Below are 17,643 nucleotides of genomic sequence, written 5' to 3'. Positions count from 1 at the left end.
GAAAGCTTGCGAAACACTGACGACGAGGCAAAAGCTCGAAGCGATCTGGAGCAGCTCGGTGGATTGGCTGACACCGAGCGCGACAAATTGCGTGCACGAATAACTGAGGTTGACGAAGAGCTGCAGGCCGCAACCACCCTTTCACCAGCGGCGGCGCGAACCAAAGAATTTATCGAGGAGAAACAAGCAGCGCTAAGCGCGCTGGTGGAACGGCGCGATCGAGAGATCAAGGACGCCGTGGAGCAGTTCGAGCGACAGCGGGATAGCTACGTGGATCGCATAAAGAGCGCGCGCGAAACGGGCGACCTTGCATCAGTGCAGCGCAACGAAGAAGGGCTGAACAAGTTGACTAATCCGCGGCTTAAAAAAGAGGCCGAATTCGCGCCGAAATTGGCTGAGTTGGAGCCCGCAGTCGCGGCGGCCCGCGCGGAATATGAGAGGCTGCGGAAAGATAGTCCTCCGATGACTCTCCAAGACAAACAGCGCCTTGAGGCTAGGCGCAACGATCTGGAGAAGCTCTATGATGGCACCGCGGCCGATTGGGATCGTAAGCTTGACGAGGCACGTACTGCGCTAGCGACCGCTCAGGAAGCCGCAGCTCGCAAGTCGGAGACGCTCGCCAAGAATCAGCAGCGGCAAGAGGCGATCGCTACGGAACTCAGCCGCCTGGAAACAGAGCGCCTCCCAGTCGCTCGCAACGATCAGATTCGTAGGCTGGCAGCTCGCTGGTATGGGGTAAAGCCAGAAGACGTCACAGAGCCTCAGGCCGGCACGGTGTCGACGATCTGGTTCGCCTCGCTTGCGTTCGTCGCCGCATTGGCGGGGCCGATCACGGCGATGGTCGCGCTGGCCCTGCAACGCATCGGCGCACAGCCCGAAGTTCAGCGTGATAGCAAACTCTCGCGTTTGTTACGCCGAATGCTGTTAAGCTGGCGGTGGCGCCGTGTCCGCAAGGTACCCGTGCAGGTCCCGGTGGACAGAGAAGTCGAAAGGCGCGTCGAGGTTCCGGTCGAAGTCGAAAAGATCGTCAAGGAAATTCTCTATGTTCCCGTCCTCACTGACGACCCGGATGCGTTACGCCGGGCGTTGGATCGCGAATTACCCCCGGAAGTAGTCGACCTAGTGAGGGTTTCTGCAAAAGGGCAGTACGGCCAAATAGCGAAAGACCTTGAAGGTGAGCTGCAATTGGATTTCGACAAGTCGGTGACTGGGGCGAAACGGGGTAGTAGACGTGCTCGTACGACATAACACCAAGTTGCTCGAACAAGCGATTGATCTACAGATCAAACGGTCGGCTATTCCAACTCTGCAGGCAGAAGCAGATGCGCACGACAAGATCGTTCGTGCCAATGCATTTCGGCGAATGGCTAGCGGCGCTGCCATCGCCTTGGCCGCTATTGGTATCGGCGTGGGTGTATGGCTGGTCTTTGATCGCGATCCTACTGTGATCCAACCGGAGCCCCCGGTCGCCCAAAACCAACCGTCAAACCCGAACGAGAACCTACCAAAGGAGACGAAGAAATCAGAAGACAGAATTTCGGGTGAAGAGACAATCGCCGAAGAGGGAAAGACAGATAAGCCGAAGTCGCCGTCAATCGAGCAGCCGACGCCGCCGCCCGCAGACCCAGCCAATCCAGATACGTTCGATTTCGTAAAGTTCGCCAATCGCAAAGTGCCTTATGCTGGCAGCACTTGGCAACTCGAGTCCGGTCATCATTTTGAGAGTGAGAAAAATCCAACTTGGGATACAGCTTGGTGCTACACGCGGAGGCTGGCAAACACCGGGGTCGAGGTTCAGGTAAGCCTCGTCAACAGACCCTCACCTACATCGACGCCGCAGGCACCGGTGTCGTCGAGCGAGACACTCGCATCGGTGGGCCTTGACGACAATTCGGCACGAGAACTCGCCAGCCGTTGTCTCTGGCTCGACGAGGCCAATTTCGCGCCAGGCGATTTCGACATGGGCCCTGAGCGGAAAGAAGCAGCAGCAGCGGCCGAAGCATTCTCCCTGCAGGACGGATGGGACGCGATCGGAAACGATCTGCCGGGTATGCCCGCTTGGAATGTCTCGCTTGAACAGTGTCAGGCCCAATGCGAAGCAGATCGCCGCTGCCTAGCACTCACCTATGATAAGAAGCACGCCGCCTGTTTCATGAAAAATAATGGGTCGATTCTGGTTAGGAGCCCTGATGCAGTGATGGCGGCGAAGGGATCCATCAAGGCGGATCTCCAGTACTCTAGCCTCGTTTTCGCCAAGGACACAGTAGTCGTTGGGGGCGCTTACGCGAATGTGCGGAGCAACTATGCCGACTGCGTAGTGGCCTGCGCCGCTGATCAGAGATGTCTAGGCTTCAATTTTGACGGTCCGAACAAGATGTGCGCCATGCTCGACACCGTGACATCATCGTCTCCCTTCAAGGGCGTGGCGTCGGGCGTTAAAGCCACCCGCAGTTGAATTGGCACCGGCCCGACATCATGTGCCGAGCGAGACGATGGGGCAAGCCTGAGCCCATGGCCTATTCGAACCGCATGGACAGTCTTTTGCAAACGGTCGATCCGTAAAATCCAAACAGCCAGAACACTCATTCATATAGACAGCGATGCTCAGCGAATAGCCGGGGTCGTTCAACGCTGTCGTGGAACGACGTTGGCGCCGGTCGGACAGAGTGGCATTACGGTGACAGCGCAGAATTAAGAGTAAGGTAGGCCCCTAAGCCAGCAAATGTGCCAGCAGCGCCCGTAGCTGTGCCGGCTTCAGCGGCTTGCGCATCAGTTCGATGCCGCCGGAGCGGGCGGCTTTGGCGACCGCTTCCGAACTGTCGGCGGTGACGATCAGCGCCGGCACGGCGCGGCCGAGATAGTCGCGGACTTCGGCGATGGTCGTGGTGCCGAGATCGCCGCCGTCGAGATGCTGGTCGGCAATGACGATGTCGGGCACCCAGTCGGTGTCGCCAAGCATGTCGAGCGCATCGTCGGTCGAGGTCGCGGCCCGCACCAGGCATTGCCAGCGTTCGAGCAGGAAGGTCATGGCCTGCAGCACTTCGATATCGTTCTCGACCAGCAGCACCTTGGTGCCGAACAGGCCATAGCCGCGCGGCCGTTCCATGTCGGTAACGCTGGCGATGGCATCGGCTGGCGCACCGATGCCGACGGGAACATCGATGTGGAAGATCGTGCCGCGTCCGACCTTCGACGAGAATGTCACGGGATGGCCGAGCGCGCTGGCCATGCGGCGCACGATGGCAAGCCCGAGCCCGAGACCGCCACCGTCCAGTTCGGCATTGGCCGGCGAGGTGCCGCGATGGAACTCCTCGAACACCGCCTCGCGCTGGTCGTCGGGAATGCCGCAGCCCGTATCGGCGACGTCGATGCGGATGGTGTCGCCGCGATGTCTGGTGCCGACAAGCACGCCGCCCGAGCGTGTATAGCCCAGCGCGTTGGAAAGAATGTTCTGCAGGATGCGGCGCAGCAGCGTGCGGTCGGAGCGGACCACCGCATGGACCGGCCGGAATTTCAGCGACAGGCCTTTCATCTCCGCCACCGGCAGGAAATCCGAGCGAAGCGACGAGAACAGCGCCTCCAGGCTGACATCGCTTATGTCGGGCTGCACCACGCCGGCATCGAGCTTGGAGATGTCGAGCAGGGTTCGCAGCAGGTCCTCCATCGTTTCCAGCGAGCGCTCGACCTGCCGCACCAGTTTCTTGCCCTCGTCACTGGTCTGAACTTCGGCGAGCGCCGAAACCGAGAGATGGGCCGCGTTCAGCGGCTGCAGCACGTCGTGGCTGGCAGCGGCGAGGAAACGGGTTTTCGACAGGTTCGCCAGTTCGGCGTTTTCCTTGGCGGCGCTGAGGTCGATGTTCGACTGCTCCAGCCGGCGCAAGGTCGAGTGCAGTTCCTCGGTGCGGGTGCGCACCCGGTTTTCCAGCGAAATCGCGGTCTGGAACAGCGAAAAGGCGTTGCCTTGCTGGTCCATAGAGCGCTCGACGCGGCTGACCAGTGCCGCGTTGATCTTCTTCAGCTTTTCAAGATCGTTTATGTCCCTCAGCGGCATCTTGTTGCGCCGTCCTATTCCGCCGCCTGGCGCTCGCCGAAGGCGATGCCGGTAAAAGTCTGATTCAGATGCATCGACCGGTACTGTTCGCCATAGGTGCCGAAGCCGATGACATTGTTGACCCGGTAGAGTTCCGAAATCTCGCGAAACACCTGCCGATTGCGCGCGTCGAGCCGGCGCAGCACGCAGTCGAAGCCGAGGATCATGTCGATGCCGCCAAGCCTCTCCTCGACATCGCGCAGGGCGGCGCGCGTCGATTCGACCATGTCCTTTGGTTGGGCGATCGACAGCACGACGCCATCGTCTATGGCGCAGAAGAACGACAGCGAGCCGTCGGCATGCATCTTCTGGATCGATCGGCAATAATATTGGCCGCCCACCTTCACCACCACGGGATGCGAGGCGAAGCTCAGTGGCGTCAGCATCTGCGCGACGATGCCGACGGACGCGGCATATTCCTGCGCTGCATTGGTGGCGTTGAATTCGCGCACGATGCGGTGATCGGGATCGGAAGCCGTCACCACCAGTTTTTCATCGGTGGGGACGAAGTTGTCGGTCTTGAAGACATGGAAGGGAATTTCGGTCGATATCAGCACGATGATGGCGCTGTCGGAGGTGACCTTGCCGTTCGAGATCAGGCGCGTCGTCTCGAATTTCAGATCGTCGCCGGCGGAGCCGCCAAGCAGCGGTATGTCATCGAGGCCCCAGTGGATGGCTGAACTCACCGCTTCTTCGGCATAAGAGAGCCCGTCGATGAAGCAGAGCGCGAAAGTGCCTTTGGTCCGATCGCAACCGAGGCGCGCGCGCAGCGATCGCCGCAGGGTCTCCACCTCGCCGGTGATCCTGTCCATACCCGACGAGGACAGATTTTCGACCATCACGCTAACGGCGGTGAACGCGGTGGACGGAAGCAGCATGGCCAGCACATGACCATCCTCGAGACCTTGCGGCGTGATCTCGCCGGCAGTCGAACAGCCGGCGTGGTGGAGCGCCGGTGCGTGGGTCATGAGCGCCTGGGAAAGGGCGCTGGCTTCGACTAGGCTCTGGGAAAAGAACAGCAGGGCAAAGCCTGCGTCGATGGCGGCTGCTTCCAGTGCGATCGCCTTGGCGAACGCCTCCATGTCGGGCTCGTCCGTGGTGAGCGCCGACAGGCCGCATGCATAGCGCGTCTGTGAATTGGCCAGCGATGTTCTCCGCATTTCCTCCGACGCTTTTTTGTGCGCGGCTGTTTTTAAATGCTTCTGGCGCGCGGGCGTCGACCGACATTGTTGCCTTCAATCGGCGGTTTGGCAATGGGGCCATCGGCACCGCATGTTTGGGCGCGGCCATGACCGAAAGTACAATGTTCCGCGTTTGCGACGTGCTGTTTTTTGTCCGATGTGCGGTGTACGAATAATGCACCACCGAAACGCGAATACCGCGTCGGCAGCGTGGATACCAAGGTTGATACCCAGGGAGGGACCATGTCGGACGTTTCGTTGATGGTGAACGGAAAGCGGGTCAGCGGTGCTGCCGAGGACCGAACACTTCTGGTTCACTTCCTGCGGGAAAATCTCGGTCTTACCGGCACGCATGTCGGTTGCGACACCTCGCAATGCGGTGCCTGCGTCGTCCACGTCGATGGCAAGGCGGTCAAATCCTGTACGATGCTCGCGGTGCAGGCCTCCGGCTCCACCGTGTTGACGATCGAGGGCCTGGCCAATGGCGCCGACCTGCATCCGGTGCAGGCTGCCTTCAAGGAACATCACGGGCTGCAATGCGGCTTCTGCACGCCCGGCATGATCATGACGGCGACCGACATGATCAGCCGCCACCCCGAAGGGCTCGACGAGGCGACGGTGCGTGCCGAACTCGACGGCAACATCTGCCGCTGCACCGGCTACCACAACATCGTCAAGGCGATCCTCGCCGCATCGATGACGATGAAGGGGTCGAAGGGTAAGGCGAAACAAGCTGCTTAGGCAAGGGAATAAGGGAGTAGGGCAGTAGGGGAGTAGGGCAAAAAGGCCAACGCAACGAGGCCTCTTTTTCCCTACTCCCTTACTCCCCTACTGCCCTACTCCCATAAATTCCGGAGGAATTTCTGATGGGCATTGAAGGTGTTGGCGCTCGGGTCGCGCGCAAGGAAGACAAACGGTTCATCACGGGCGCCGGCCGCTATGTCGACGACATGGTGGTTCCCGGCATGAAGCACGCCGCCTTCGTGCGCAGTCCGCACGCGCATGCGCAGATCAAGAAGATCGATGTGAAGAAGGCTCAAGGCATGCCCGGCGTCATCGGCGTGCTGACCGGCAAGGAACTCAAGGCCGACGGCATCGGCAATCTCATCTGCGGCTGGATGATCCACTCCAAGGACGGTTCGCCCATGAAGATGGGGGCGTGGTCGCCACTCGCCTTCGACCGGGTCCGTTATGTCGGCGACGCCGTCGTCATCGTCGTCGCCGAGACCAAGGGGCAGGCGCGCGACGCCGCCGAGGCGGTCGAGATCACCTACAAGGAGTTGAAGGCCGTCGTCGATGCCTCCAAGGCGATGGACAAGGGTGCGCCGCAGATCCACCCCGAAGCGGACAACAATCTGATCTTCGACTGGGACATCGGCAATGCCGACGACACCGCGGCGGCCTTCGGGAAGGCGGCCCATGTCGTCAAGATGGACATCATCAACAACCGGCTGGTGCCCAACGCCATGGAGCCGCGCGCCGCACTTGGCCATTACGACAAGGCCGAGGATCACTATACCTGCTGGACGACCTCGCAGAATCCGCATGTGGCGCGGCTGGTGATGAGCGCCTTCTACAATGTCGCGCCGGAAAACAAGCTGCGCGTGATCGCGCCCGATGTCGGCGGCGGCTTCGGCTCGAAGATCTACATCTATCCCGAAGAGATCGTCTGCCTGTGGGCGTCAAAGAAGACCGGCGTGCCGGTCAAATGGGTGGCCGACCGGACCGAAAGTTTTCTGACCGACGCGCATGGCCGCGACCATCACACCCATGCTGAAATGGCCTTCGACAAGGACCACAGGATCCTCGGCCTGAAGGTGGAAACCCAAGCCAATCTTGGCGCCTATATGTCGCTGTTTTCATCGGCGACGCCGACCTATCTCTATGCGACGCTGCTGTCGGGCCAGTACAACATCCCGGCCATCCACGCGAATGTGAAGGCGATCTACACCAACACCGCGCCCGTCGATGCCTATCGCGGGGCGGGGCGGCCGGAAGCGACCTTCGTCATGGAGCGCATGATGGAGACGGCGGCCCGCCAGTTCGGCGTTTCGCCGGCTGAGCTGCGGCGCAAGAACTTCGTCACAGCGTTTCCGCATCAGACGCCGGTCATCATGTGCTATGACGCCGGCGACTATGCCGCTTCGCTCGATGCGGCAATGCAGGCGTCGGATTATGCCGGCTTCGCCAAGCGCAAGGCCGCCGCCGCCAACAAGGGGTTGCTGCGCGGCATCGGCATGAGCTGCTACATCGAGGCCTGCGGCATCGCGCCGTCTGCGGCCGTCGGCTCGCTCGGCGCCGGTGTCGGCCTTTGGGAATCGGCGGAAGTGCGCGTCAACGCGGTCGGTACGATCGAGGTGCTGACCGGCTCTCACAGCCACGGCCAGGGCCATGAGACGACCTTCGCGCAACTGGTCAATGAGCGCTTCGGCGTGCCGCTCGATTCGGTCTCGATCGTCCATGGCGACACCGACAAGGTGCAGATGGGCATGGGCACCTATGGCTCGCGCTCGGGTGCGGTCGGCATGTCGGCCATCGTCAAGGCGCTCGACAAGGTCGAGGCCAAGGCCAAGAAGATCGCGGCGCACCTGCTCGAGGCCGACGAAGGCGACATCATCATCGAGAACGGCGCGCTGAAGGTGGCCGGCACCGACAAGAACGTGCCGTGGTTCCAGATGGCGCTGGCCGCCTACACTGCCCACAACCTGCCGGGCGGCATGGAGCCCGGGCTCAAGGAGACGGCGTTCTACGATCCGTCGAATTTCACCTTCCCGGCGGGCTGCTATATCTGCGAGGTCGAGGTCGACCCGGAAACCGGCGTCACCGAGATCGTCCAGTTCGTCGCCGCTGACGATTTCGGCAACATCATCAACCCGATGATCGTCGAGGGCCAGGTGCATGGCGGGCTGGCGCAAGGCATTGGCCAGGCACTGCTCGAAGGCGCCTATTACGACAACAGCGGACAATTGCTGACCGCGAGCTACATGGATTACACCATGCCGCGCGCCGGCGATCTGCCGTCGTTCAAGGTCTCGACCTCGAACACGCCTTGCCCGGGCAATCCGTTGGGGATCAAGGGCTGCGGCGAGGCCGGCGCCATCGGCTCACCGCCGGCGGTGATCAACGCCATCACCGATGCCATCGGCAGCAACGATCTTGCCATGCCGGCTTCGCCGTCCACCGTGTGGGCCGCGATCCGCGCGACGAAACATTGAACGCGAATGGCGAATAGGGAGTAGCGAATAGGGGGAGAACGCGATGTTCGCTACTTCCTGTTCGCTCTTTCACCCAGGGGAGAAAGACAAATGTACGCAGTCAACTATCACCGCGCCGCCTCGGTCGCCGATGCCGCCAAGCTGATCAAGACCGGCGACGCCAAGCTGCTTTCGGGCGGCATGACGCTGATCCCGGCGATGAAGACGCGGCTTGCCGCGCCGTCCGACCTTGTCGACCTGTCGCGGATCACGGAGCTGCAGGGCGTCACGGTGTCGGGCAAGACCGTCGCCATCGGCGCCGCCACCACGCATCACGCTGTTGCCAATGACGAGAAGCTGAAGAAGGTCTGTCCGGCGCTTTCTCATCTGGCATCGCTGATCGGTGATCCGGCGGTGCGCCACAAGGGGACGATCGGCGGCTCGATCGCCAACAACGATCCGGCGGCCGATTATCCGGCGGCGCTGCTGGCGCTGGGCGCCACCATCATCACCAACAAGCGCCAGATATCAGCCGACAAATTCTTCAAAGGCCTGTTCGAAACGTCGTTGAAGGATGGCGAAATCGTCACCGCCGTCACCTTCACCGCGCCGGCCAAGGCGGCCTATGAAAAATTCCGCAATCCGGCATCGCGCTACGCCATCGTCGGCGTGTTCGTGGCCAAGGGCAAGGATGGCGTCAGCGTCGCCGTCACCGGTGCCGGCGACGACGGCGTTTTTCGTTCGAAGGAGATCGAGGCAGCATTAGCCGGGAACTTCGCGGCCTCGGCACTCGAAGGGGTAAAAGTGCCGGCGAAGAATTTGATGACCGACATCCATGCCTCGGCCGACTATCGCGCCAATCTGATCGCGGTGATGGCCAAGCGCGCGGTGGCTGCCGCCAACGCCTGATACGGTCAGTTGTGAACACGGGAGAAGGGGTCATGCGGCCCCTTTTCCTTTTTGGGACGACCTGTAGTTGTCCAATTTTGATGGAATCGCCCCCCGCACCAATCGTTTGCCTGAGCAATTTCTTCCGCCGACACTTCACCTGGAACTGCACCGGCGGCAATCTCGCACTTGCACCAATCCATATTGCACTGCAATATGGATTTGGGCGGGAATGCGAGCTGGGTTCGAAATGTACCGTCGTACCCTTCGCATACCTATTGCGAGAGGATCGGCATGACCGACATTTCCGCGACGCATGTCGTTCCGTCCCGATCCGCCGCCGACAGATCAACCAGAACAAGACTGGCCTATCTCGACGGCTGGCGCGGGCTTTCGATCGCGCTGGTGCTGATCGGCCATTTCTTTCCGGTTCCGGGAATCAATCTTGGCGTGCTGGGCGTCGAATTCTTCTTCGTGCTCAGCGGCCGGCTGATGGGCGAGATCCTGTTCATCGAACGCTACCCGCTGAAAAAATTCTTCAAACGCCGCTTCTCCCGCATCTATCCAGCTCTTCTGGTCTTCGTAGTCGTCGCGATGATCGCGCTGGCCGGCACGTTCATCGCCTTCAAATGGAAGGCGGCGCTGACGGCGCTGACATTCACCTACAACTATGCCGGCATTCTCGTGACGCGGGCAGGGGCGCTCGACCATATCTGGTCGCTCTGCATCGAGGAGCACGCCTACATGATCCTGGCGCTGATCAGCGTCATCGTCTCAAGTCGCTCTCGCGTGGTCGTGCTGCTCCTGGCGCTGGCCTTGCTGGCCATGGCCAATGGCGCGGTTTCGTACTGGGTCTTCGGGATGGACTACGAAACCACGTATTGGCGCACCGACGTGCACATCGCGTCGATCCTGCTGTCGGCTTCGATCTGCCTGCTCAAGGCCGATGGCAGGCTGCCTGCGTTTTTGAGAGGCAAGCATGTGGCCCTGGTGGCAACGTTCTGTGCCGTTGTCCTGTTCCTGGATCAGGTGCCGACGCCGATCCACTATCTCTTCGCGGTGCCGCTGCTGGCGCTGGCCGTCAACGCACTCGATTTCAGCCCACGGTATTTTTCCGGATTGCTGTCCTCCTGGCCGATGGCGACGCTGGGCCTGTGGTCGTACTCGCTCTATCTGTGGCAGCAGCCGTTCTACAAATTCGTCTATGAACAAGGCAGCGCGCCGATCCCGATGCTGGCCGGCGTTTTTGCCTGCGCGCTCTGCAGCTACTACCTCATCGAGCGCCCGGCGCGCGAATGGCTCAACCGCAACTGGTGAATGCCGTCGTGCCCGGCCAGATGATCGCGAGTGCAGGTGGAGTGGATCGCGCTTCATAAGCAGACAATCAATTAATTATCCCTAATATAATTTTTTTGGAAAGTAATGACCTGCTTTCGATATAGGCCAGTCTCATTAGACATTGGTCTTATGACAGGCATTCCTTATTGCCTCACCGGCTCACCCGCCTAGTTTGTTCGCAGGACACATCTGAGAAGATGGTTCGAAGACGCATCTGGGAGGATGGAATGGACACGACCGGGGAGAGGGCGGGCGGCTGGCTCGACCGCTCACGCACCGTCGCCGAGCCTGGCTTCAGCAGGTGGATGGTGCCGCCAGCGGCGCTCTGCATACACCTTTGCATCGGCCAGGCCTATGCGTTCAGCGTTTTCAACCTGCCGATGTCGAAGCTGATCGGCATCACCGACTCGGCGCCCGACGACTGGAAGCTGACCGGCCTTGGCTGGATTTTCTCGATCGCGATCCTGTTCCTGGGCATTGCGGCGGCGTTCGGCGGCGGCTGGCTGGATCGTGTCGGGCCGCGCAAAGCCATGGTCGCTTCCGCCTGCTGTTTCGGTGGCGGCTTCATTGTCTCGGCGCTCGGCGTCTATCTGCACCAGTTGTGGATCATCTATCTCGGCTACGGCGTGCTGGGCGGCATCGGTCTCGGCCTCGGCTACATCTCGCCGGTCAAGACGCTGATCACCTGGTTTCCGGACCGGCCGGGCATGGCAACCGGCATGGCGATCATGGGCTTCGGCGGCGGCGCCTTCATCGCCTCGCCGCTGTCGGTTTATCTGATGAAGCTGTTTTCGACGCCTGAGCATATCGGCGTCGCTGAAACCTTCCTCGTGCTGGGCATCGTCTATTTCGTCTTCATGCTGATTGGGGCTGTTATCGTCAGGGTGCCGCCGGAGGGCTGGCGGCCCGCCGGATGGGCGCCGCCAGCGGCACAGAATGCGATGGTGACGACGTCCAATGTCCATCTCGACGATGCGTTGAAGACGCCGCAGTTCTGGCTGCTATGGGGTGTGCTGTGCCTCAACGTGACGGCAGGCATCGGCGTGCTCGGGCAAGCCTCGGCCATGAGCCAGGAGATGTTCCCGGGACGCATCTCGCCGGCCGCTGCCGCCGGTTTCGTCGGCCTGTTGTCGATCTTTAACATGCTCGGCCGCTTCTTCTGGGCCTCGACCAGCGATTATATCGGCCGCAAGACAACCTATGCCATCTTCTTCGCGCTGGGCGTCGTCCTCTATGCGGCGGTGCCTTGGACCGGCCAGACCGGCAGCGTCTTCCTGTTCGTGCTGTTCTACGGGATCATCCTCAGCATGTATGGGGGCGGCTTCGCCACCATTCCCGCCTACCTGCGCGACGTCTTCGGCGTGCGTTACGTCGGCGCCATCCACGGCCGATTGCTGACCGCGTGGTCGGTGGCGGGCGTGCTTGGCCCGGTGCTGGTGAATTATATCAGGCAGTACCAGATCGACAGCGGCGGCGAAGGCCGACGCCTACACGGTCACCATGTACATCATGGCCGGCCTGCTGGTTGTCGGCCTCCTGCTCAACCTGATGATGCGGCCGGTCAATGCCCGCTTCCACATGAAGACCGAACCAGCGGTGGCTTAGAGCCAGTTCCATCCCGATAGAATCGGGATGGGCTCTATCGTATTGTTTGAGCATGATCTTTTCCGAAACCGGAGCCCACTTTTCGGGATCATGCTCTGAGGAGACCGACCATGGCGCAAGGCAACGGCAATTCGATCAAACTGACGCTGGCCTGGCTGCTGGTCGGCATCCCATTGATCTGGGGGTTCTGGATGACGCTGGTGAGTGCGACAGCCTTGTTCCAGTAGCCCTGTCTTCAGTTCGATCCGCCTGGCCTCAGACGGAGGTTCGTCTGATGTAATAGCGGACCGCTTTCTTGCCGCCATGGATGACGGCGTCGCCGGCCTCAGTGAAGCCAAGGGCGGCGTGAAAGGCATCCGAGGCAGGGTTCGGCGGGGCGGTGTTGACTTCGCAGGTGACCAGATTGTAGCCGGCGCGCTCAACATGGCCGAACAGATCCTGATAGAGCCGGCGGGCATGGCCGCGGCCGCGCGCATGCGCCGCCACGACGACGCGGTCGACATAGACGAAGCGCTTATAGCGCTCGCGGAACCACAGGAAATTCGGGCTGTCGTAGCGGGCGTCCTGGTCAAAGGTCATGATGAAGGCTTCGAGATCGCCGATGCGCCTGGTGTAAAACGCTTCGCCAAGCAGGAAAGACAGCCGCTCAGCCTCCAGCCACGACAGTTCGGCGGCATGCTCGTTGTTGAGCGCCAGGATCGCCGCTTCGTCTGCGGCCGCTACACGGGCTATCGGGACAGGGGTCGAGGTCATGCCTTGGCCGCCGCGATCGTTGCCGCCACCAGTGGTGTGTCGGTGAGCGTGTTGCGATACTCGCGATCGAGATCGGAGCCACCCATGCCGACATGGGGATTGCGGTAGTCCATGGCACTCGGCACATCCTTGAGGGCGGCAAAATGCATTTCGGACAGGCCGGTTTTGCTGCGCACTTCGGCAATGTTGTGCAAATCCAGGCCGCCGCAGCCGAGGATGACGATGCGGTCGCCGGCCTGCCGCACCAGATCCGCCAACAGCGGCAAGCCTTCGATGGCAGTGTCACGCTGGCCGCTGGTCAGCACGCGGCCGACCTTGCTGCGGATCAGCGATTCGAGCGCCTCGGCCGGATCGCGCGTCATGTCGAAGGCGCGATGGCAGGTGACGTTCAAGGGGCCAGCGGCTTGCGTCAGTTCGCTCATGCGCGCCTCGTCCATGGTGCCATCGGCGTTCAGGCAGCCAAACACCACGCCGGGCACGCCGAGTTCGCGCAGTGCCGAGACATCGGCCAGCATCGAGGCGTATTCGGTCTCACTGTAGAGAAAATCGCCGCCGCGCGGCCGCACCATAACGTGAAACGGCACGCTTGCCTGCTCGAGGGCGGCGCGGACCGTGCCGAGGCTCGGCGTGATACCGCCTTCGATGAGGCTGGCGCATAGTTCGACCCGGTCGGCGCCAGCGGCTTGCGCCGCGAGCAGGCCGTCAATGCCTTCGACACAGATTTCGATCAGCGGCAGGCGGAGAGCTTTGGTCAAGGGGCGATCCAGTCCATGATTTCCCGGCCAGCCCTAGCACCGGGCCGGTTGCAGCGAAAGCGCGAACAGCCTTCCGCCTTCGGGCACAGACTTCGCGGTTATTGGCGCAATTCCGTATTCTTGGCGCCTTGCTCGACCTGATCGATCACCAGAAGCTTCACCTCGACATCACCGATATTGGTGGCCTGATGCCACTGGCCGATCATTTCGATGATGAAATCGCCAGCCTTGTAGGTGTTGCTGATGCCGGTCTCGACATTGGTGACCTTCAGCGTGCCGGCCTGGACATAGGCGTAGCGCGGAAAGGGGTGCCTGTGGACCGGCAAGGTCGCGCCCGACGCGATGTCGTAGCTCGAGACCAGCACCTGCACGTTCTTCTGCGGCAGCGTGATCGGCTGGCCGGACGCGGTCGTCGTGCGCGACGCAAGAGGGGTCACGACGACAGGCGTGCCGCTGCTGTCCAGCGCGTGGGCCGGGTTCGCGGAAAAGGCCACCGCGAGCAGCAGTCCGGACATCAAAATTTTTCGCATGATTCGCTCCACCCCGCCGCCAACATCGCGCAGTGACCGCCAGCACGCAAGGCAGCGCCTTGGGCACCCGCTTCAGCGGACCTCGTACGGTGTGGCGGAATTCCCCGCCGAAGAGCATGGCTCGCTGGATCTGCCTGCCGGCCAGAAAATTTTTTACGCCCCTCTTGACGGAAAAAAACACGATTACCAGATCGTTTTCCGTCGAGGCTTCGGCTCGACATATTGGCGTCGCAGCGGCGCTGCGACAGCCTCGTAACCCATGTTGCTTCACGGAGGATATGGCTATGAGAAGCTTTGATTATACCCCTCTTTACCGCACAACGGTCGGCTTCGACCGTCTCTTCGATATGCTCGAGAAAAGCGGGCGCTCCGACTGGCCTCCCTACAATATCGAGAAGATTGGCGAGAACGACTATCGCATTACGATGGCTATCGCCGGCTTCGCTCTCGATGAAGTCGAACTCATACAGAACGGCCCCGAATTGTCTGTCATCGGCCAAAGGAAACCCGACCAGGAAAATCGGGAGGTCCTTCATCGCGGCTTGGCGACGAGCAACTTCAAGCAGGTGTTCAAACTTGCCGACCATGTAAAGGTCAAGGCGGCCAACCTCGAGAATGGCTTGCTGTCGGTGGACCTGATCCGCGAAGTGCCCGAGGAACTCAAGCCTCGGCGCATTGAGATAGGGTCCGAAGCCAAAGCGGTTTCGCTCGAGCAACCCGGCAAGAAGCGGTTGATCGATTCCGATGCGGAGCCTCAGCGCGAGGTCGCCTGATTCCCTGGAACCTAGATCTACGGTCCGCCTCCCGGTTCGGCCGGGAGGCACAGATCGCGGAGAATGGAGATGAGAACCGAAGCTTACAGTTTTTACCAACCCGAACCGAAAAATCTTGCCGCGGAACCCGCGGGGTTGCGGACGCCAGATGACGTCCTGAACGAGGAGACGATGACAATCGGCGCAAAGCGGGTTTTGCTCGCTTTCTGGGCTTCCGACGTTCATGCGGTTCCTGACAATCCCGCGTTGCGGCAATTGGACAACGGCGCCATCGTGGAAGTCAGTGACATACTTCGCGCCCTCCACCTCCTGGACGAATCCGGGCGGGAACCGCGTATTTCAAAGATGCCGGGCACCGTCAGCCCGTCTTTCGACCGTCGCCGCAGGAAGAGCCGCCTCGGTTGGATGCGGCACCCCTGGCGAGATGACGACGATGATCCGCCGCCAATCCCGGCCATTGCAACGGTACCGCCTGGGCGTGGAGGTGGCGGCATGTTGGCCGAGCCGGAGCATGCAATCGCATGATGACCCGAACCAGCAACAACCCACCGTGCCGAATGGAGGATTAGATGAGTGACAGGACGTTCGACCAACCGGTCCTGGTCAAGAATGGCGAGTTCATTCAAGAAATAGGGTGCCTCGACGACGCCTTTGACTTCTTTGACGAGTGGCCAAGGGAAAGGCGAGGTCCGATTTTCGAAACGGCCTTTCGAGCCTGCCAGCGTGCTTACGACGGCCAGGTTCCGCTGACGGTGGCGCGCGATGCCGTCGCCGGCTTCGCAAGATCCGTCAAGATCCTGCAGGACCCGCTTGCTCAGTTCCCTTGGATGGACGGCACAAGGTCAGGTCGCGGTGGGATTACCGCTTAGCCTTGATAAAAGGGGCGGCGCTACCAGAATGGCTGGGCCTGCATCGTCGTTTTCACATCGCTGCAAGGTGAGCTGCCCTACCAGTTCACCTTGTAGCGGGGCGGCTCGATCTTTTGTTCGAACTCCCTGGTGCGGTTTTTGGCGACTGGCTGGGTCAGCCTCGCAACAGTCAACGCTAATATAATGTTCGAAGCGTCGCCACAGGAGGTTCAATGGTTTCCGCTATCGCAAGTCAACATCCGCATGTCCCGGAAAAACAAACGGCAGTGGGGAAGCCGCAAACCGGGGAAGGATTTTCGCCGGGCCGCAGCGCGGACGCCGTGGGACATCTGGCCAAAATCATGGTTGCCGCAGGCGGCGATATGGATGCTGGCGCGCAAGGCCGCGCGGCATCCAAGGTCGCCAGGATGGACATCACGGTTCTGGCCGCACCACGCGCAGAAACACCAGCAGAGTAAAATATGCTCGTTCGGGCGCCTCCGCGCCGTCATCAGCGGCATGCGCGGCTCTCGCAGATTACGCCACGGCTCTCAGCGGAGGCTCCGCCATCGTCCCCAGGCCGTCGCATTCCGCGCAGGCGCCCGTCTTTCCAGGGCAGCCACCCCGATGGGTTCCCTGCGGGCAGCAGTGCCCGTTTGACGCATACCACTTGGAGCAGTCGAAAACCCTGCCGCTGCCATGACAGCGCGGGCATTCCATATTCGATGAAATCATACCAATTCTTGCCCAACCCCAACGCACTCGCCCTACGTCGCAAGTAACAGGAATCATTGTGCTTTCAAGCACATTGCCCTGACTTAAATTGGGGGGATCGACGGATGGCCGGCATCGATGGCGAGCTATTGTTGCGCCGTAATTACGTTCCCCGTGAAGACCTTGCTCGCCAGAAGCCGCGTTGGACATTGGCCGGCAACAATAGGTTGCGCCGCCTTGTCCCGTTCGTTCTCAATGGTGACGGCGACTGCGTCGCCGGGCTTCGCGTCGGCGGCCTGTGTGGCCGTGGACGCGAAGAGGACCGTCTGGGTGATGAGAGCCGAAAACGCGGCAACCTGGACCAGCACGGCGGCGAGGGCGATCTTCTTCAGCATGCGAGAAAACGCTCTTCGATGTTCCCGGTTCCCCACGCATTCAGGTTTTCTGCTCGCTACGGAACAAGAGACCGGCAGGGCGGTTAACTCGATTATGCCGAGCAAGATCAAAGAGCTACCATCGAAGCCCGCACCGGAGAAGATACCTGTGCAACGCCGGGACAAAGAAGTCCCGCCAGAGCTTAAGCATGTCGACCCGCCACCGCGAGATGTGCGAGAGGCACCGGCACCCAACCCGAACGGCAAGAGATGAGATCGCCGAGATCGAAGCAAGGCCTTATGCCTGCTCCCGCGAACCGTCCCGATGCCGCGGCGTCATCGACGGCGCTGGACAGCGGCGCCAGGTCAAGTTGAGAATCAACCTGCTGACCGCGATTTTGCAGACATGCCATAGATCAGCCCCTATGGGCGACCTGACCGTCTCAAGGCTTTGAAAAGATTGGCTCCCCGGGCCGGATTCGAACCAGCGACCAACCGGTTAACAGCCGGTTGCTCTACCACTGAGCTACCGGGGAACGGATGCTCTTATGTGAGTGGCGCAGCCTATAGCTGCCCTTTTCGGCTTTGCAAAGAAGCTTT

Annotated in this window: 16 protein-coding genes, 1 tRNA gene and 1 pseudogene; 11 read left to right on the top strand and 7 right to left on the bottom strand. The window is 61.0% G+C overall.

What is annotated here, in order from left to right; all coding sequences use genetic code 11:
* Nucleotides 1-63: 63 nt before the first annotated feature.
* Nucleotides 64-1,248 (top strand): hypothetical protein, encoded by a 1,185-nt coding sequence (locus NKK51_RS09215; protein WP_352552394.1) that lies wholly within the window; start codon nucleotides 64-66, stop codon nucleotides 1,246-1,248.
* A complete protein-coding gene (locus tag NKK51_RS09210) occupies nucleotides 1,232-2,455 on the top strand; it encodes a PAN domain-containing protein (RefSeq protein ID WP_352552393.1) in 1,224 nt (407 codons plus the stop codon). Before NKK51_RS09215 ends, NKK51_RS09210 begins: the two co-directional genes overlap by 17 nt.
* A gap of 255 nt (nucleotides 2,456-2,710) precedes the next feature.
* Here NKK51_RS09210 and NKK51_RS09205 read toward each other — a convergent pair whose 3' ends face one another.
* A complete protein-coding gene (locus tag NKK51_RS09205) occupies nucleotides 2,711-4,051 on the bottom strand; it encodes a hybrid sensor histidine kinase/response regulator (protein ID WP_352552392.1) in 1,341 nt (446 codons plus the stop codon).
* A gap of 14 nt (nucleotides 4,052-4,065) precedes the next feature.
* Nucleotides 4,066-5,250, bottom strand: a complete 1,185-nt coding sequence (locus tag NKK51_RS09200; protein WP_050592709.1) for an FIST signal transduction protein — start codon at nucleotides 5,248-5,250, stop codon at nucleotides 4,066-4,068.
* Nucleotides 5,251-5,514: 264 nt separating this feature from the next.
* Here NKK51_RS09200 and NKK51_RS09195 point away from each other — a divergent pair, with 264 nt between their 5' ends.
* From NKK51_RS09195 to NKK51_RS09175, 5 genes and pseudogenes are all read left to right on the top strand, one after another.
* The gene (locus NKK51_RS09195; protein ID WP_127291588.1) at nucleotides 5,515-6,012 is read left to right on the top strand and encodes a (2Fe-2S)-binding protein; all 498 of its coding nucleotides are present in this window, start codon (nucleotides 5,515-5,517) and stop codon (nucleotides 6,010-6,012) included.
* A gap of 125 nt (nucleotides 6,013-6,137) precedes the next feature.
* The gene (locus tag NKK51_RS09190) at nucleotides 6,138-8,486 is read left to right on the top strand and encodes a xanthine dehydrogenase family protein molybdopterin-binding subunit (RefSeq protein ID WP_023812221.1); all 2,349 of its coding nucleotides are present in this window, start codon (nucleotides 6,138-6,140) and stop codon (nucleotides 8,484-8,486) included.
* A gap of 90 nt (nucleotides 8,487-8,576) precedes the next feature.
* Nucleotides 8,577-9,374: an FAD binding domain-containing protein gene (locus tag NKK51_RS09185; protein WP_023812220.1), complete on the top strand. Its 798-nt coding sequence runs from the start codon at nucleotides 8,577-8,579 to the stop codon at nucleotides 9,372-9,374.
* A 273-nt stretch (nucleotides 9,375-9,647) separates the two neighbouring features.
* A complete protein-coding gene (locus NKK51_RS09180; RefSeq protein WP_352552390.1) occupies nucleotides 9,648-10,670 on the top strand; it encodes an acyltransferase family protein in 1,023 nt (340 codons plus the stop codon).
* A 248-nt stretch (nucleotides 10,671-10,918) separates the two neighbouring features.
* Nucleotides 10,919-12,523, top strand: a pseudogene (locus NKK51_RS09175) (L-lactate MFS transporter).
* Nucleotides 12,524-12,551: 28 nt separating this feature from the next.
* On the opposite strand, the gene NKK51_RS09170 reads toward NKK51_RS09175, so the two are convergent.
* The 3 genes from NKK51_RS09170 to NKK51_RS09160 all read right to left on the bottom strand — a co-directional run bounded on the left by NKK51_RS09170 (nucleotide 12,552) and on the right by NKK51_RS09160 (nucleotide 14,334).
* On the bottom strand, nucleotides 12,552-13,049 hold the full coding sequence (locus NKK51_RS09170; RefSeq protein WP_352552388.1) for a GNAT family N-acetyltransferase: 498 nt from the start codon (nucleotides 13,047-13,049) through the stop codon (nucleotides 12,552-12,554).
* Entirely contained in the window at nucleotides 13,046-13,804 is a 759-nt protein-coding gene (locus NKK51_RS09165) for a copper homeostasis protein CutC (RefSeq protein WP_352552386.1), read from the bottom strand. The genes NKK51_RS09170 and NKK51_RS09165 overlap by 4 nt, the downstream gene beginning before the upstream one ends.
* 98 nt (nucleotides 13,805-13,902) lie before the next feature.
* Entirely contained in the window at nucleotides 13,903-14,334 is a 432-nt protein-coding gene (locus NKK51_RS09160; protein ID WP_023812214.1) for a cupin domain-containing protein, read from the bottom strand.
* A gap of 284 nt (nucleotides 14,335-14,618) precedes the next feature.
* Between NKK51_RS09160 and NKK51_RS09155 the strand changes: the two genes are divergently transcribed.
* From NKK51_RS09155 to NKK51_RS09140, 4 genes are all read left to right on the top strand, one after another.
* Entirely contained in the window at nucleotides 14,619-15,107 is a 489-nt protein-coding gene (locus NKK51_RS09155; RefSeq protein WP_352552384.1) for an Hsp20 family protein, read from the top strand.
* Nucleotides 15,108-15,176: 69 nt separating this feature from the next.
* The gene (locus NKK51_RS09150) at nucleotides 15,177-15,632 is read left to right on the top strand and encodes a hypothetical protein (protein WP_352552383.1); all 456 of its coding nucleotides are present in this window, start codon (nucleotides 15,177-15,179) and stop codon (nucleotides 15,630-15,632) included.
* 44 nt (nucleotides 15,633-15,676) lie between these two features.
* The gene (locus NKK51_RS09145) at nucleotides 15,677-15,976 is read left to right on the top strand and encodes a DUF982 domain-containing protein (protein WP_127291564.1); all 300 of its coding nucleotides are present in this window, start codon (nucleotides 15,677-15,679) and stop codon (nucleotides 15,974-15,976) included.
* Between the two features lie 212 nt (nucleotides 15,977-16,188).
* Nucleotides 16,189-16,434 carry a hypothetical protein gene (locus NKK51_RS09140; protein WP_127291562.1) on the top strand — a complete coding sequence of 82 codons (246 nt, stop codon included), beginning with the start codon at nucleotides 16,189-16,191 and terminating at the stop codon, nucleotides 16,432-16,434.
* A gap of 381 nt (nucleotides 16,435-16,815) precedes the next feature.
* On the opposite strand, the gene NKK51_RS09135 is transcribed toward NKK51_RS09140, so the two are convergent.
* Together NKK51_RS09135 and NKK51_RS09130 are read right to left on the bottom strand one after the other, a co-directional pair.
* On the bottom strand, nucleotides 16,816-17,064 hold the full coding sequence (locus NKK51_RS09135; protein ID WP_352552381.1) for a hypothetical protein: 249 nt from the start codon (nucleotides 17,062-17,064) through the stop codon (nucleotides 16,816-16,818).
* A gap of 440 nt (nucleotides 17,065-17,504) precedes the next feature.
* Nucleotides 17,505-17,579: transfer RNA gene (locus NKK51_RS09130), tRNA-Asn, on the bottom strand.
* Nucleotides 17,580-17,643 lie beyond the last annotated feature (64 nt).

Source organism: Mesorhizobium sp. M0011 (assembly GCF_040324155.1).
Lineage (GTDB): Bacteria > Pseudomonadota > Alphaproteobacteria > Rhizobiales > Rhizobiaceae > Mesorhizobium.
The sequence above is the reverse complement of the archived record's forward strand: the minus strand, read 5'-3'. Positions and strand labels throughout refer to the sequence as shown.